Raw genomic sequence first — 14,945 nt, forward strand, 5'->3', positions numbered from 1 at the left:
CCGGTGGACGATCGACGCAGGCACGATGTCGACCCTACGTGAGCCGAACGGGAGATCACACCTGTGACCTGCGCCGATACCGAACAGGACCGGGTGGCGGCGTTCCGCCGCGCGCTCGGTCTCAAGCAGCTGATCGACGTGCACACCCACTTCATGCCGCAGAGCGTGCTGGCGAAGGTGTGGGCGTACTTCGACGCCGCCGGCCCGCTGGTCGGGCGCCCCTGGCCGATCATGTACCGGCAGGAGGAGGCCGAGCGGGTGGCGCTGCTGCGCGGCTTCGGGGTGCGCGCGTTCACGTCGATGCTGTACCCGCACAAACCGGGCATGGCGCGGTGGCTCAACGACTGGTCCGCCGACTTCGCCACCCGTACGCCGGACTGCCTGCACACGGCGACGTTCTTCGCGGAGCCGGGCGCGGCGGACGACGTACGGCGGGCGGTGGGGCAGGGGGCGCGGGTGTTCAAATGCCACCTCCAGGTCGGCGCGTACGACCCGAACGACCCCGTGCTCGACGAGGTCTGGTCCCTCCTCGCCGACGCCGCCCTCCCGGTCGTCACCCACTGCGGCTCCGGCCCGGTCCCCGGCCCCTACACGGGCCCGGCGCCGATCGCAGCGCTGCTGAAGCGGCACCCGCGGCTGCGGCTGGTCGTGGCGCACCTGGGGATGCCGGAGTACGAGGACTTCCTGACGCTGGCGGAGCGGCACGAGGACGTCATGCTCGACACGACGATGGCGTTCACCACCTTCTCCGAATCCGCCGCCCCCTTCCCACCCCACGCCCGCCCCCGCCTGTCCGCCCTGCGCGACCGCATCCTGCTGGGCACGGACTTCCCGAACACCCCGTACCCCTACGCGGACGCCCTGGACGCGCTGACCACCCAGGACCAGGACGACGACTGGCTCCGCGCCGTCTGCCACGACAACGCGGCCCGCCTCTTCGGGCTGGAGGGCGCCCCCCGCTTCGTTTAGGGGACCAGGCTGGGGTTCTGCTACGCTGATCCAGCGACGTCACGGCCCGTAGCCGACGACGGAGAATCCCGGTAGGGAACACGCATCACACTGTGCGAGACTAGGGCTCGCACAAGCCTGGTCCTGTGGAGCAGTTTGGAGTGCTCGCCACCCTGTCAAGGTGGAGGCCGCGGGTTCAAATCCCGTCAGGACCGCCACCCTCAGGCACGCCTGAGGGCCACCCGACTGGGGACCCCGGTCCCCAGCCATCGGGCTGGGTAGCTCAGTTGGTACGAGCGTCCGCCTGAAAAGCGGAAGGTCGCCGGTTCGACCCCGGCCCCAGCCACATAGCGTGACCAGCAAAAATGCCCCCTCCGGGATCATGGAGGGGGCATTCTCGTGCCCGTCTACGCCAACCCGGCGCGTTCCGCCAGCCAGCCCGCCATCGCTCGTACGCCGGTGCCGATGGCGCGTTCGTCCGGGGTGAAGTCGGGGTAGTGCGGGTAGCCCGCTGTGATGGGGGTGCCGGGGGTGTGGACGCCGAGGAAGGTGTACGTGCCCGGGATCCGGTCCAGGAAGAGGGCGAAGTCCTCGCCGTTGAAGGGGAAGACGGCGTGCAGCCGGGTGACCGCGTCTCGGCCGAGGGCGCGGTGGAGGTGGCGGGCCAGCCGGTGGGCGTCGGGTTCCGGGCAGACCATGGCGGGGAACGGGCCGGGCTCGAAGCTCACCTCGGCCCCCGGGTAAGACGCGGCCAGCCGGCGGATGTCCGCCCGTACCTCCACGTACCGTTCCTCCGGCCAGCAGCGCGACGCGAAGCCCACGGTGGCCCCCTCGACCCGGGCCCGGGCGGCGACGAACCGGGCCAGCGGACCGTTCGGCGTCTGGAGGTCGACGACCTGCTGCGCCACGTCCGCCGTCGTCTGCGGCGGCGTCACGGTGGCGAGCGCGCCGATCTCCACGGCCAGCCGCTGCGCGGCACCGGTCGCGTCCGGCCCCGACAGCGTCACCTGGCCGCGGTCCTGCCCCGGCAGCCCGTACCCCGGTGTCACCGCCAATGTGCCCACCGGGAACGGCCCGCAGTGCAGGGCGTGGATCTCCTCGACCCGGGGACTGTCCAGCACGCCCGCCTCGATCATCGCGCTCGCCCCCGCCAGCCTCTCTTCTGCGGGCTGGAAGACGAAGACCACCGTGCCGCGCAGGTGCCGCCGCCGCCGGGCCAGAACCTGTGCGACGCCGATGCCCACCGTGGTGTGCAGGTCGTGCCCGCACAGGTGGGCCGTCGCCGTGCCGCCACCGACGACGCCGCCGGGCGGCACCGCGTCCATGTCCGCGCGGTACGCCACGGTCCGCCCCGGGCGCGAGCCGCGCAGCACCCCGACCACGCCGTGGCCGCCGACCCCGGTCGCCACCGCAAGCCCGGCCGATCGCAGCTCCCGCGCCACCACGCCGGCGGTACGCTCCTCCTCGCCCGGACCCTCGGGATGCCGGTGGATGTCCCGCCGCAGTGCGATCAGCTCCCGCTCCAGCCGCCCCACCTCGGCGTCCACCGCCTGCCGCGACACCGGCCGCGCCCTCCCGTCCGCGGTGGCGCTCCCCGCGGCCCCCCACACCAGCCCCGCACCGGCCGCCGTCGCACCGACCAGCACCGTACGGCGCGTCAGCACGTGCCTCTCCTCAAGACGACACACAAATTCTTCCTTCCGCGATTCACCGTCACGGAATGGTCGCCGCCCCTGTAGGCGACGGGCCATCCGGCGAACCACCGGTTGCGGGGTGTTGCTGACTACACCCCACACGCTGCCCCCTCCTCGGAGGGGGCATTTTTCTGCCCGCGTCCGGCCGACGGGCCGTCAGCCGGCCGCCGAGACGCCGCAGCGCCTTCCCCGCACAGAGAAACTCCCGCCGACCTGGCGGCGGGAGTTTCCAGAGGGCGACCGTACCTACTAGACGAACCACCCACTGTCGATCTTGTTGTTCCAGGTACCGTCACAACCGATTCGATCGACGCTACCCAGGTTCCGGCGCCTTCTCGCCCGGGTCTGTGCGAAGTACGACCTTGCAGGATACGTCCGCCAGGAGGGCAATACGCGCTGTGCGGTTCCAGACGCTGTTCGTACGGTTTACGGAAGCGCTGGTCAGGCTCCAGGGTTCGGGGGCGTGAGGGCAGCGAGGCGCAGACCGCCTCCCTGCCGGTTGTCCCAGAGACAGAGACGGCCCTGGGCGCAGTCACTGAATGCGTTCACTCCGATGTCGGTTCCGGAAGCGCCGAAGCGTTGACCTGCTGATGTCTGGGAGGCGGTCCTGGTGTCCCCCTTCGGGTAACTGTCGGCGATTGCGGGTGCAGCGCCCGCCACGAGGGTCGCCGGGAGTGCGCCGACCGTGAGGATACGTCGCATGCCCTTCATGCGTTCCCCCTGAATTCGGTGGAATTGCGGTCGTCCGGCTTGGATGGATGCCGTCGTTACCCCGCAAAACTGATGAACCGACCCTAGGAAGCGCTGCGCCTCGGGCCCATATCCACGGCGCCCAATTCCGTGTACCGATTGTGCACGGTGCTCACTGATCTTTTACTCGTGGTGTTCCACGGCTGGGCGGCCCCTCCTCGGAGGGGGCATTCTCGTGCTCTCGTACGGCGACGGGCGTACTGGGTGGGAGGGCGTGTCGGGGTCGGTAGGCTCGATCGCGTGGTGGCAGCCGGCCGAGGGGAGGGGCAGTTGTCCGGTCTCGACGTGGGCGACCCGCGCGAGGTGGGGGGCTACCTGATCGAGGGGAAGTTGGGTGCCGGCGGCATGGGGCGGGTCTACCGCGGGCGGTCCCCCGGGGGGCGCGTCGTCGCCGTGAAGGTCGCCCGCGCGGACCTGGCCGCCGACCCCGGTTTCCGGGCGCGCTTCCGCAGTGAGGTCGAGGCGGCCCGCCGGGTGGGCGGGTTCCATACGGCGCAGGTCGTGGACGCCGATCCGGACGCGGAACCGCCGTGGATGGTCACGGCGTACATCCCCGGACGTCCGCTGGATCAGGTGATCGCCGAGGACGGCCCTTTGGACACGGGCGCGTTGCAGGCACTGGGCGCGGCGCTGGCGGAGGCCCTGCAGGCCGTCCACGCCTGCGGTCTGGTCCATCGCGACCTGAAGCCGTCCAACATCATCATGAGTGAAGACGGGCCGCGGGTACTGGACTTCGGCATCGCCCGCGCCCTGGAGGAAACCCGGCTGACGGCAACCGATCAGGTGATCGGCACCCCGGGATACCTTGCCCCCGAGCAGGTCACGGGGGAAGAGGTGGGTCCCGCCTGTGATCTGTTCGCACTGGGCGCGGTGTTGGTGTACGCGGCCGGCGGCCGGGCCTTCGGCAGGGGCGCGCCCATGTCGCTGATGTACCGGGTCGCTCATCACGACGCGGACGTATCCGCGCTCCCCGAGTCGATGCGAGCCATCGTCGCGCGCTGCCTCCACCGCGATGCGCAGGCCCGGATCACCACGGGCGAACTCCTGGCCGCACTCAACACCACGACCAGGAGCCACCCCACGCCCACCGCGCACGGCGGAACGGCACCGCCGCCTCCTGCACACGGTGCGGGCGATCCCGTACATGCACCCACGGAACTCGATACCGCAGCCGGGCACCAGCCGCCCGCTCCGGATGAGGAGAAGGCTGTCGCGTCAGCGGGCTTCCAGCCGTTCTGGTTCGCCGTCCCGGAACGTCGCGCACTGGCCGGCGAGGATGGCGAAACGCTGTCACCGGCCGAGGAACTGCCACCGGGCGCCTGGTACCTCGCCATCGGGAAAGCAGGCGACGCACTCCTCCTGCTGACGGCCACCGGCCACCGCCGACTCCTCACCAACCCGGCGGACATCGAGATCGGAATCAGCACCGGACAAACCCCAGACCCCGACTTCAAGCCCTTCTGGTTCGCCGTCCCAGAACATCGCGCACTCGCCGGCGAGGATGGCGAAACGCTGTCACCGGCAGAAGAACTGCCACCGGGCGCCTGGTACCTCGCCACCGGAAAAGCAGGCGACGCACTCCTCGTACGCACCTCCGACGGCCACCGTCGACTCCTCCTCGACGCAAGGGGCATCCAGCGCGGCTGACCCCGCAAGCCCTACGAGGAGTGACTCACCGTCCACACCCAGCCCAGCGGAGTCAGGTTCAGGGTGCGGGCCACCGCTCGGGAGGCGGTGTTCGTGGCCGTGGTGCTGGAGAAGAGGGCTTCCGTGCGGTGGCGTTGGAGCTTCGCCCAGGCCGTGACCGTGTGCGGCGCCAGGCCGCGGCCGCGGTACCCGGGGTGGGTCCAGGCGCCGGCTTCGGCGGAGTTCGGGGTCGATGCCGGGGTGTGGCAGATCGAGACCGGGGTGTCGTCGTGGACGGCCATCGCCCACGCGGGGACGGGGCAGCGCGGGGAGGGCCGGGGGGATGACGTAGCTGGGGCCGCCCTCCAGGGTCCCGCTCCATCCCGCCTACGCTACGGCGGCCCGCTCCCGCCCGCCCGGGTGCCGGTGGCGCCAGGTCCAGAACACCGCCGTCCCCGCGATCGCCCACCCCGCCAGCACCAGGTACGGGAACGGATGCTGGTGCCCCGCGAAGTACACCGCCGTGTGCTGGGCGTTGACCGACGCACCCGGCGGCAGCCAGCGGCCGATCTCGCCCAGCGGCGACGGCAGCAGCGGCCACGAGACCGCCCCGCCCGACGACGGGTTGCCGACCAGCACCATCACCACCCACGTCGGCAGGATCGCCCACCGCCCCATCAGGGTGTTGAACATCGTGAAGACCATCCCCGACGCGAACATCGTCAGCGCCAGCGTCAGCCACGACTGCGGGAACGGCAGCCGTACCACCCCCAGCAGCAGGTCCACGACCGCGTAGATCGCGAAGCCGCCGAGCAGCGCGTACGCCGCCGTGAAGGCGATCCGCTCCACCGGGTTAAGCGAGCCGGCGTGCACGCTCAACTGGATTGCGCCCATGAAGCCGACGATCACGGCCGCGAGCGAGATGTAGAAGAGCGCGAGCCCTTGCGGGTCGCCGGACTGCAGCGGCTTGATGTCACGTACCGTGACCGGCACCCCCACCCGCTTCGCCACCCGCGGCGCCTCCTCGGTCAGCAGCCGGGCCACCGACGCGCCCGCCGCGCCCGACAGGTCCACCCGCATCCGGTCCTCCCCCACCCGCAGGATCACGAACACCCGCTGCTCCTCCACCGCCTCCCTGGCCTGCGCGTACGTGGCGTAGGGGCGCAGCTCCACCGACGCGTCCAGCACCTCCTCCAGCCCTTTGACGAACGCCCGCGCGTCCGGCTCGGCGGCCACGTCGCCGACGACCGCGACCGGCAGGTTGTGCGGCGTCGGGTTCGCCATCGCCGCGGTGTACGAACCGGCGAAGAGCCCCGCCACGGCGGCCAGGAGCAGCACCAGCACCACCGGCGCCAGGAACGGCCCGGCGCGGAAGGCGCGGATCTGCTCGGGCAGCGGCCGCGGGAGGGGCCGCGGAAAGGGCGGGAAGGGCCGCCCGGCCGGCCGCCGGCGGACGTCACGGGAGCGGCGCGGCCGGGGCCGCGGACGTACGTGCGCCGGCAGCAACCGCCGCCGGGAACGCGACCACGGAACCGGGCGCGACCGCCGCGCACCGCCCCCTCGCGGCCCCTCGTCCTCCGTCACAGACGACCAGCTTAGTGTGATTTACGTCTTTTGCCCGACCCGAACCACCCGCCGAAATAGTTCGCCGACGCCCCCGCCCGGGTGAGATCCTTGACTCCGTATGTCCACTTCCGCCACCCCCAGCCTCGCCGACCTCGGCGCCCGCCTGTCCGCCCTCACGCTCCGCGACGAGCAGCGGCTCGGCCGCCGCCTCGACGGCGCCCGCCGCGTCCGCAAGCCGGAGGCGCGGGCCACCGTGCTCGCCGAGATCGCCGCCGCGGTCGAGGCAGCGGAGCTGACCGCCGAGCGCCGCCGCGCCGCGGTGCCCCCCGTGTCGTATCCGCAGGAGCTGCCGGTCAGCCAGAAGAAGGACGACATCCTCGCGGCCATACGCGACCACCAGGTCGTGATCGTCGCGGGCGAGACCGGGTCCGGCAAGACGACCCAGATCCCCAAGATCTGCCTGGAGCTGGGCCGCGGCGTCCGGGGCCTCATCGGCCACACGCAGCCCCGGCGCATCGCCGCCCGCACGGTGGCCGAGCGCGTCGCCGAGGAGCTGCGCACCCCGCTCGGCGAGGCCGTCGGGTGGAAGGTCCGCTTCACCGACCAGGTCGGCGGCGACACGCTCGTCAAGCTCATGACCGACGGCATCCTGCTCGCCGAGATCCAGACGGACCGCGAGCTGCGCCAGTACGACACGATCATCATCGACGAGGCGCACGAGCGCAGCCTGAACATCGACTTCCTGCTGGGCTACCTCGCCCGTCTCCTCCCCCGCCGCCCCGACCTCAAGGTCGTCATCACCTCCGCGACCATCGACCCGGAGCGCTTCTCCCGGCACTTCGGCGACGCCCCGATCGTCGAGGTCAGCGGGCGTACGTACCCGGTCGAGGTGCGCTACCGCCCGCTCCTCGACGAGGGCGCGGACGACGCGGACCGGGACCAGATCACCGCCATCTGCGACGCCGTCGACGAGCTGCAGGCCGAGGGCGACGGCTCCGGCGACATCCTCGTCTTCCTCTCCGGCGAACGCGAGATCCGCGACACCGCGGACGCACTCGGGAAGCAGAAGCTCCGCGACACCGAGGTCCTGCCCCTCTACGCCCGCCTCTCGCACGCCGAGCAGCACCGGGTCTTCCAGCGGCACAGCGGAAGGCGCGTCGTACTGGCCACGAACGTCGCCGAGACCTCGCTGACCGTCCCCGGCATCCGGTACGTCATCGACACCGGCTTCGCCCGCATCTCCCGCTACAGCCACCGCACCAAGGTCCAGCGCCTGCCCATCGAGCCCATCTCGCAGGCCAGCGCCAACCAGCGCAAGGGCCGCTGCGGCCGGCTCGCCGACGGCATCTGCGTCCGGCTGTACGCGGAGGACGACTTCCTCGCCCGCCCCGAGTTCACCGACGCGGAGATCCTCCGTACGAACCTGGCGTCCGTCATCCTCCAGATGACCGCCGCCGGCCTCGGCGACATCGAGAAGTTCCCCTTCATCGACCCGCCGGACAGCCGCAACATCAAGGCGGGCGTCCAGCTCCTCGAAGAGCTGCACGCGCTCGACACCAAGGAGAAGGACCCGAAGAAGCGGCTCACCCAGACCGGCCGCAAGCTCGCCCAGTTGCCCGTCGACCCGCGGCTGGCCCGCATGGTGCTGGAGGCCGAGCGCAACGGCTGCGTACGCGAGGTCATGGTCATCGCCTCCGCGCTGTCCATCCAGGACCCGCGCGAGCGCCCCGCCGACAAGCAGCAGCAGGCCGACCAGCACCACGCCCGCTTCCGCGACGAGTCCAGCGACTTCGTGACGTTCCTCAACCTGTGGACGTACGTGCGCGAGCAGCAGAAGGCGCTGTCCTCGTCCGCGTTCCGGCGCATGTGCAAGCGCGAGTTCCTCAACTACCTGCGCATACGCGAGTGGCAGGACATCTACTCCCAACTGCGCACGATCGCCCGCGGCATGGGCATCCACCCCGCCGACCAGGACGCCGCGCCCGACCTGGTCCACCAGTCGCTGCTCGCGGGGCTCCTCAGCCACATCGGGCTGAAGGACACCGACGCGAAGAACGAGTATCTGGGCGCGCGCAGCGCGAAGTTCGCCGTCTTCCCCGGCTCCGCGCTCTTCAAGAAGCCGCCGCGCTGGATCATGTCGGCCGAGCTGGTCGAGACCTCCCGGCTGTGGGCGCGGGTCAACGCGAAGATCGAGCCCGACTGGGTCGAACCGCTGGCGCAGCACCTGGTCAAGCGCACGTACAGCGAGCCGCACTGGGAGAAGGACCAGGCCGCGGTCATGGCGTACGAGCGCGTCACCCTCTACGGCGTGCCGCTGGTGGCCCGCCGGTCGGTCAACTACGGCCGTATCGACCCCGAGACCTGCCGCGACCTGTTCATCAGGCACGCGCTGGTCGAGGGCGACTGGCGTACGCACCACAAGTTCTTCGCCGCCAACCGCCGCCTGCTCACCGAGGTCGAGGAGCTGGAGCACCGGGCCCGCCGCCGCGACATCCTCGTGGACGACGAGACGCTCTTCGACTTCTACGACCAGCGCGTCCCCGCGGACGTCGTGTCGGGGGCGCACTTCGACTCCTGGTGGAAGAAGAAGCAGCGCGAAGAGCCGGAGCTGCTCAACTTCGAGAAGTCGATGCTCATCAACGAGCGGGCGGAGGGCGTCACCAAGGACGACTACCCCGACTCCTGGCGGCAGGGCAGGCTCAAGCTGCGGGTGACGTACCAGTTCGAGCCGGGCACGGACGCGGACGGCGTCACCGTGCACGTACCGCTACAGATCCTCAACCAGGTGGTCCCGGACGGCTTCGACTGGCAGATCCCGGGGCTGCGCGAGGACGTGGTCACCGAGCTGATCCGCTCGCTGCCGAAGCCGATCCGGCGCAACTACGTGCCGGCGCCGAACTACGCCAAGGCGTTCCTGGAGCGGGCCGTGCCCGTGCAGGAGCCGCTGGCGACGGTGCTGGCGCGGGAGTTGCAGCGGATGGTGGGGGTGCCGGTCGCGGCGGAGGACTTCGACTGGGGCAAGGTGCCGGACCATCTGAAGGTCACGTTCCGCGTGACCGACGAACGGCGGCGGAAACTCGCGGAGTCGAAGGACCTGGAGGAGCTGCGGCTGAAGCTGAAGCCCAAGACGCAGGCGGCGATCACCCGGGCGTTCGACGAGGCGGCGGGCGGCGGGAAGGGCGCGCGCCGCGCCGAGGCGGAGAGCGGTTCCGGCGGGCCCGCGCCGGACCGGCGCACCGGCCTCACCTCCTGGACCGTCGGCACCCTCCCCCGCACCTTCGAGACCCTTCCCCAAGCTCTCGGCTCCGGTCGAGCAGGGGATACCCCATTCGGCGGCAACACCGTCAAGGCGTACCCGGCGCTGGTGGACGAGGGCGAGACGGTGGCCGTGCGGCTGTACGACACGGAGGCGGAGCAGGCCGCCGCCATGTGGACCGGCACCCGCCGGCTGATCCTGCTCCAACTCCCCTCCAACCCCGCGAAGTTCGCCAACAGCACGCTGTCCAACCAGGCGAAGCTCGCCCTCTCCCGGACCCCGCACGGCGGCGTACAGGCCCTCTTCGAGGACTGCGTGACGGCCGCCGCGGACCGGCTCATCGCCGCCCGCGGCGGGCCCGCGTGGGACGAGGAGGGCTTCCGCAAGCTCTTCGACTCCGTACGGGCCGACATCGTCGACACGACGATGCAGACCATCCGGCAGGTGCAGGAGGTGCTGGCGGCCTGGCACGCCTGCGAGGGGCGGCTACGGGACGTCAAGAGCCCCGTGCTGGCCGAGTCCGCGGCGGACGTACGCGAGCAGTTGGCGTGGCTGATCAAGCCGGGCTTCGTCACCGAACACGGCGCCGGCCGGCTGCCGGACCTGCTGCGTTACCTCGTCGCGGCGGACCGCCGACTCCAGCAGCTTCCCACGCACGCGGAGCGGGACCGGGCGCGGATGGCGAAGGTCAAGGAGATGCAGGACGAGTACGCGTGGCTGCTGGAACAGCAGCCGCGGGGGCGGCCGGTGCCGCGGGCGGTGCGGGACGTGCGGTGGATGATCGAGGAACTGCGGGTCAGCTACTTCGCGCACGCGCTGGGGACGGCGTATCCGGTCTCCGACAAGCGGATCGTGAAGGCGGTCGACGCGCTGGTGCCGCCGACGAGGTGAGCCGCGGGAACCGGTTCGACCGGCGGCCTGAGCTGCTGTAGAGTCGGGCACGCGCGATCGCGCACGCAAGGTCCTGTGGAGCAGTTTGGAGTGCTCGCCACCCTGTCAAGGTGGAGGCCGCGGGTTCAAATCCCGTCAGGACCGCACAGTTTTCCGAGGGCCCTCTCTGAGGCCGCGCCCGCGGCGAAGCCGCAGACGGAAGCAGCAAATCCCGTCAGGACCGCACAGTTTTCCGGGGACCCTCTCTGAGGCCGCGCCCGCGGCGAAGCCGCAGACGGAAGCAGCAAATCCCGTCAGGACCGCACCGCATGATTCCCGTCCGGCCCCGGCCCCTTTCGGCCGGGGCCGTTCGCGTTCGTGCCCTCTCCCGTCCCACGAGTCACCTTCCGCCCCATCCGCCCTGCTGCCCGGTCTAGACCGGCTGCCCGATTCCTTGACGGGCGTACCGCCACTCGGTACTCAAGGGCTATGACGACGACGGTGCGGCATGAGACGAAGGCCCTTCTGCGCGCTCATCTCTCCGCCGCGTCGGCCTACGGGCACCTCACCCCCCACTGCGCCGTCTGCAGCCGTCTGCTGCGGCTGGCGATGGAGTCCGGACCGCCGGAGATCGCGGACGCGAAGGCCGCGACGATGGCGAACGACGCGGCGGACACGACCGAGCCGGACGGGGCAACGCTCCCGGCGTAGAGCCGGAATTGACGGGGGGTCACTATCGCAGCGGTCGCCAGGGCCGCAAGCCGCCACGACTGTGACGGGGATCACTCACTCGGTTTCGAAACAGGGGGATTTACGCCCCGCTTAGGTCAGGTCAATTTTGTATATGCCATTGCACCCATGCCCGGACGGGCACCGACACTTCCGGACGTCGCGTACGCGAACGGCCCCCGGCGGTCGCCCGGGAAGGGCGGCCACCGGGGGCCGATCGACACATCGCGCTGGACCCGGCGGAGTCCAGCGCGATCGATGACGCTGCGTCGCGTGTGGTGCGAGGGGCATGAGCCGGGCTAGGGGGTCCCGGCCGACCCCGGCGACGCGGGTGGGTCAGGCCTCGCTGCGCTGCTGCGGAATACCCGCCAGCAGTGCACGGACCTCCGCCTCGCGGTAGCGGCGATGCCCGCCGAGCGTGCGGATAGACGTGAGCTTGCCGGCCTTCGCCCAGCGCGTGACCGTCTTCGGGTCAACGCGGAACATCGTGGCTACCTCGGCGGGGGTCAGCAGCGGCTCGGCGTCAGGGGTGCGAGCGGTCATGAGCGGCCTCCTCGGGAGAACCGAACCTTCTCGGTTCTTTCCTCTAAATTCTGCACCTTGACCCTCGTTGACCGATATGGCCAACGGGGGTCGAGTCGGTAATAGGACGAACGGCTTGTCCTCGGCACTACAACTACACCATCTGTCCAGCGGCGTCGGCCAAACCGATGGAATTGCCCTCTGAGGTGTTCAACCTCGACGGATCCCGCTGGACCGTGCCATAGCGGACAGTCACACCTTCGTGACGATCAGTCACAGCATCACCAGGGGCCACAAGGCCTCCCACGAGAGGATCAATGCTCGGCATTCCACCCTAAGTTGGACGGAACATACCCCATCTGGACTCCTTGCCCTATATCGTCACCCAGGCTACGCGGTGACGGCAAGACCCAGGTACGTGCTTTCCATCACGCTTGACCAAATAGCCTGGTTCGGGACCTTCGTCCGGGACCAAGGTCCCCAGGGGCAGGGACCGAACGGCACCTTCCGTACCGAGGCATGGCGGGACACTAGTCCGGATTTGTTCGTCGCACTAGTGACCCCTTGCCCAACCCCTTGCCAGACCCCCGGCCGACGCCCCCGTCCGCCCTGCGCCAGGCGCCCCGCCCGTACGCCCTAGCTGGCGAACTGCCGCTCGCGCACCAGGCCCCAGCGGTCCGTCAGTCTCTGGTACGCCCGACCGGCCCGCTCCTCGTCCCCCGCCGCCAGCGCCGCGATGCCCTCCGCGACCTCCGCCGCGGACCGGTCCTCCGCCAGGTGCTCCTTCGGCAGGACGTGCACGAGACCGCCGTAGTCCAGCTCCACCAGCGACCGGGGATGGAACTCTTCCAGCCACTTTCCGACGTCCACCAGACCCTCGACCAGCGGCGCCTGGCCCACCGCGTCACGCAGCGCCTTGAGCCCGCGCGCCACCCGGCGCCGGGCCTGCACCATGGGCGTGCGGTAGCGCAGCAGGGTGCGCGTGCCCGTCTCGTACTCCCTCTCCTCGTCGGAGAAGAGCACGAACCAGCGCATCGGCACCGTCCAGACCGCGGACCTGATCCACGGCCGGGCGTCCGGGTTGTCCACCCGCCAGCGCGCGTGATCGGCGAGCGCCTGTTCCCGTACGACCTCGGGCAGCGCCGCCTCCAGCACCGGCCGGGGCAGCTCCTCGACCAGCTCGTCCAGCGCCAGCCAGCTCCGCAGCCGGGTGCGCCAGGGACAGACGCACGTCACGCCGTCCACGTCGGCGACGAAGGCGTCGCCGCTTTCGTGCGCCGGGGCCGCGGTCGGCGGGGTGCCGGCCAGCCCGGCCAGCGCCCGTAGCAGCTCGTCCTGGCTGGTGGGGGCGGCTTCGCGGGCTGCGTAGCGATACCAGTGGGTGCGTTCGGGTTCGGGGAAGGCGGCCAGCGGCTCGTACACGCGCAGATACGTCGCGTACGGGATCACCAGTGACGACATCACGGCCACGCCTCTCCCCTCTCCCACGTACGTATCCGAGTCTCCCGCAGACTATGGTGCTGAGTCCTCCGGGGGGACGCCTCCTGGGGACCCGAGACCCCGCCGGGGGGTCCGGGAGGCGGGCGCAGCTCTACGCTTGAGCCACTACCCGCCCTCCCCACCCCTGGAGGGCAGCAGCCCGCGACCAAACCGGAGTCACCACCGTGACCGACGTTCTCTCCACACTCTTCCGCTCCGATCAGGGCGGACATGAACAGGTTGTCCTCTGCCAGGACCGCGAGACCGGCCTGAAGGCGGTCATCGCCGTGCACTCCACCGCCCTGGGCCCGGCCCTCGGCGGCACCCGCTTCCACGACTACGCCGCTTCGGAGGACCCCGAGCAGGCCGCGGTCCTGGACGCGCTGAACCTCGCCCGCGGCATGTCCTACAAGAACGCGATGGCCGGCCTCGACCACGGCGGCGGCAAGGCCGTGATCATCGGGGACCCCGACGAGGTGAAGACCGAGGACCTGCTGCTGGCCTACGGCCGCTTCGTCACCTCGCTCGGCGGGCGCTACGTCACGGCGTGCGACGTCGGCACGTACGTCGAGGACATGGACGTGGTCGCCCGTACGAACCGGTGGACCACCGGCCGCTCGCCCGAGAACGGCGGCTGCGGCGACTCCTCGGTGCTGACGTCGTTCGGCGTCTTCCAGGGCATGCGCGCGGTGGCCGAGCACCTGTGGGGCACGCCGTCGCTGCGCGGGCGGCGGGTCGGCATCGCCGGGGTCGGCAAGGTGGGGCACATCCTGGTGGACCACCTGGTCGCGGACGGCGCGGAGGTGGTGGTCACCGACGTACGGGCGGAGTCGCTGGCGCGGGTACGGGCCGCCCACCCCGCTGTGGCGATCGTGGCGGACACGGACGCGCTGATCCGCGAGCCGCTGGACGTGTACGCGCCGTGCGCGCTGGGCGGGGCGCTCAGCGACGAGACGGTGCCCGTCCTCGCCGCCAAGGCCGTCTGCGGGGCGGCGAACAACCAGCTCGCCCACCCGGGCGTGGAGAAGGACCTGGCCGACCGGGGGATCCTCTACGCCCCGGACTACGTGGTCAACGCGGGCGGCGTCATCCAGGTCGCCGACGAACTGCACGGCTTCGACATGGACCGGGCGCGGGCGAAGGCCGCACGGATCTTCGACACGACGGTGGAGATATTCCACCGGGCGGCGTCCGACGGCGTACCCCCGGCGGTGGCGGCGGACCGGATCGCGGAGCAGCGCATGGCGGAGGCCAAGCGCCGCGGCTGAGCGCCGTACGCCCCTCGGCCCGCCCCGCTCCCGCCGGGGCGGGCGAGGCCCGTGTGCACATTCGCCAAGGCAAAGCAGCGATGTCACGTAACGCATGTCACCACCGCGCGGCGGGTCGCTCCTCGTCAGACGATAGAATCGGGTCTTGACCAGCGGGGACGCGGGCTCCACCGGGATCGGCGGCGGGGCCCGTGCTGCCAGCGACGTACCGTCAGGGTGCAGAAACAGGTACCGTTG

The 14,945-nt window shown here is 71.0% G+C and carries 10 protein-coding genes and 3 tRNA genes; 8 read left to right on the forward strand and 5 right to left on the reverse strand.

All coding sequences use genetic code 11. The features are described 5' to 3' along the window. Nucleotides 1–63 precede the first annotated feature (63 nt). The 3 genes from ABGA99_RS23680 (at nucleotide 64) to ABGA99_RS23690 (ending at nucleotide 1,294) form a co-directional block, all read left to right on the forward strand. Nucleotides 64–969, forward strand: coding sequence for an amidohydrolase family protein (locus ABGA99_RS23680; protein WP_347574977.1), 906 nt, complete (start codon nucleotides 64–66; stop codon nucleotides 967–969). A 119-nt stretch (nucleotides 970–1,088) separates the two neighbouring features. Further along, nucleotides 1,089–1,166: transfer RNA gene (locus ABGA99_RS23685), tRNA-Asp, on the forward strand. Between the two features lie 54 nt (nucleotides 1,167–1,220). Then, nucleotides 1,221–1,294, forward strand: a tRNA-Phe gene (locus ABGA99_RS23690). 61 nt (nucleotides 1,295–1,355) lie between these two features. Here ABGA99_RS23690 and ABGA99_RS23695 read toward each other — a convergent pair. Further along, entirely contained in the window at nucleotides 1,356–2,612 is a 1,257-nt protein-coding gene (locus ABGA99_RS23695; RefSeq protein WP_347574976.1) for an amidohydrolase, read from the reverse strand. A gap of 1,065 nt (nucleotides 2,613–3,677) precedes the next feature. Between ABGA99_RS23695 and ABGA99_RS23700 the strand changes: the two genes are divergently transcribed. Further along, nucleotides 3,678–5,039, forward strand: coding sequence for a serine/threonine-protein kinase (locus tag ABGA99_RS23700; RefSeq protein WP_347583393.1), 1,362 nt, complete (start codon nucleotides 3,678–3,680; stop codon nucleotides 5,037–5,039). Nucleotides 5,040–5,050: 11 nt separating this feature from the next. Here ABGA99_RS23700 and ABGA99_RS23705 read toward each other — a convergent pair whose 3' ends face one another. Both ABGA99_RS23705 and ABGA99_RS23710 read right to left on the reverse strand, forming a co-directional pair. After that, nucleotides 5,051–5,320, reverse strand: a complete 270-nt coding sequence (locus ABGA99_RS23705; protein ID WP_347574974.1) for a GNAT family N-acetyltransferase — start codon at nucleotides 5,318–5,320, stop codon at nucleotides 5,051–5,053. An 85-nt stretch (nucleotides 5,321–5,405) separates the two neighbouring features. Next, nucleotides 5,406–6,413 (reverse strand): ABC transporter permease, encoded by a 1,008-nt coding sequence (locus ABGA99_RS23710; protein WP_347575315.1) that lies wholly within the window; start codon nucleotides 6,411–6,413, stop codon nucleotides 5,406–5,408. A 289-nt stretch (nucleotides 6,414–6,702) separates the two neighbouring features. Here ABGA99_RS23710 and hrpA point away from each other — a divergent pair, with 289 nt between their 5' ends. From hrpA to ABGA99_RS23725, 3 genes are all read left to right on the forward strand, one after another. Next, a complete protein-coding gene (hrpA, locus tag ABGA99_RS23715; protein WP_347583394.1) occupies nucleotides 6,703–10,731 on the forward strand; it encodes an ATP-dependent RNA helicase HrpA in 4,029 nt (1,342 codons plus the stop codon). Between the two features lie 69 nt (nucleotides 10,732–10,800). Beyond that, a tRNA-Asp gene (locus ABGA99_RS23720) sits at nucleotides 10,801–10,875 on the forward strand. 324 nt (nucleotides 10,876–11,199) lie between these two features. Further along, nucleotides 11,200–11,421 carry a DUF6274 family protein gene (locus ABGA99_RS23725; RefSeq protein ID WP_347574972.1) on the forward strand — a complete coding sequence of 74 codons (222 nt, stop codon included), beginning with the start codon at nucleotides 11,200–11,202 and terminating at the stop codon, nucleotides 11,419–11,421. A gap of 354 nt (nucleotides 11,422–11,775) precedes the next feature. Here ABGA99_RS23725 and bldC read toward each other — a convergent pair whose 3' ends face one another. After that, nucleotides 11,776–11,982, reverse strand: a complete 207-nt coding sequence (bldC, locus tag ABGA99_RS23730; protein ID WP_003949541.1) for a developmental transcriptional regulator BldC — start codon at nucleotides 11,980–11,982, stop codon at nucleotides 11,776–11,778. Between the two features lie 615 nt (nucleotides 11,983–12,597). Continuing rightward, nucleotides 12,598–13,431: a hypothetical protein gene (locus ABGA99_RS23735; protein WP_347574971.1), complete on the reverse strand. Its 834-nt coding sequence runs from the start codon at nucleotides 13,429–13,431 to the stop codon at nucleotides 12,598–12,600. Nucleotides 13,432–13,625: 194 nt separating this feature from the next. Here ABGA99_RS23735 and ABGA99_RS23740 point away from each other — a divergent pair, with 194 nt between their 5' ends. Continuing rightward, nucleotides 13,626–14,708: a Glu/Leu/Phe/Val dehydrogenase dimerization domain-containing protein gene (locus ABGA99_RS23740; protein WP_347583395.1), complete on the forward strand. Its 1,083-nt coding sequence runs from the start codon at nucleotides 13,626–13,628 to the stop codon at nucleotides 14,706–14,708. Nucleotides 14,709–14,945 lie beyond the last annotated feature (237 nt).

The sequence above is a fragment of the Streptomyces sp. B5E4 genome (assembly GCF_039871555.1).
Taxonomy (GTDB): Bacteria; Actinomycetota; Actinomycetes; order Streptomycetales; family Streptomycetaceae; genus Streptomyces.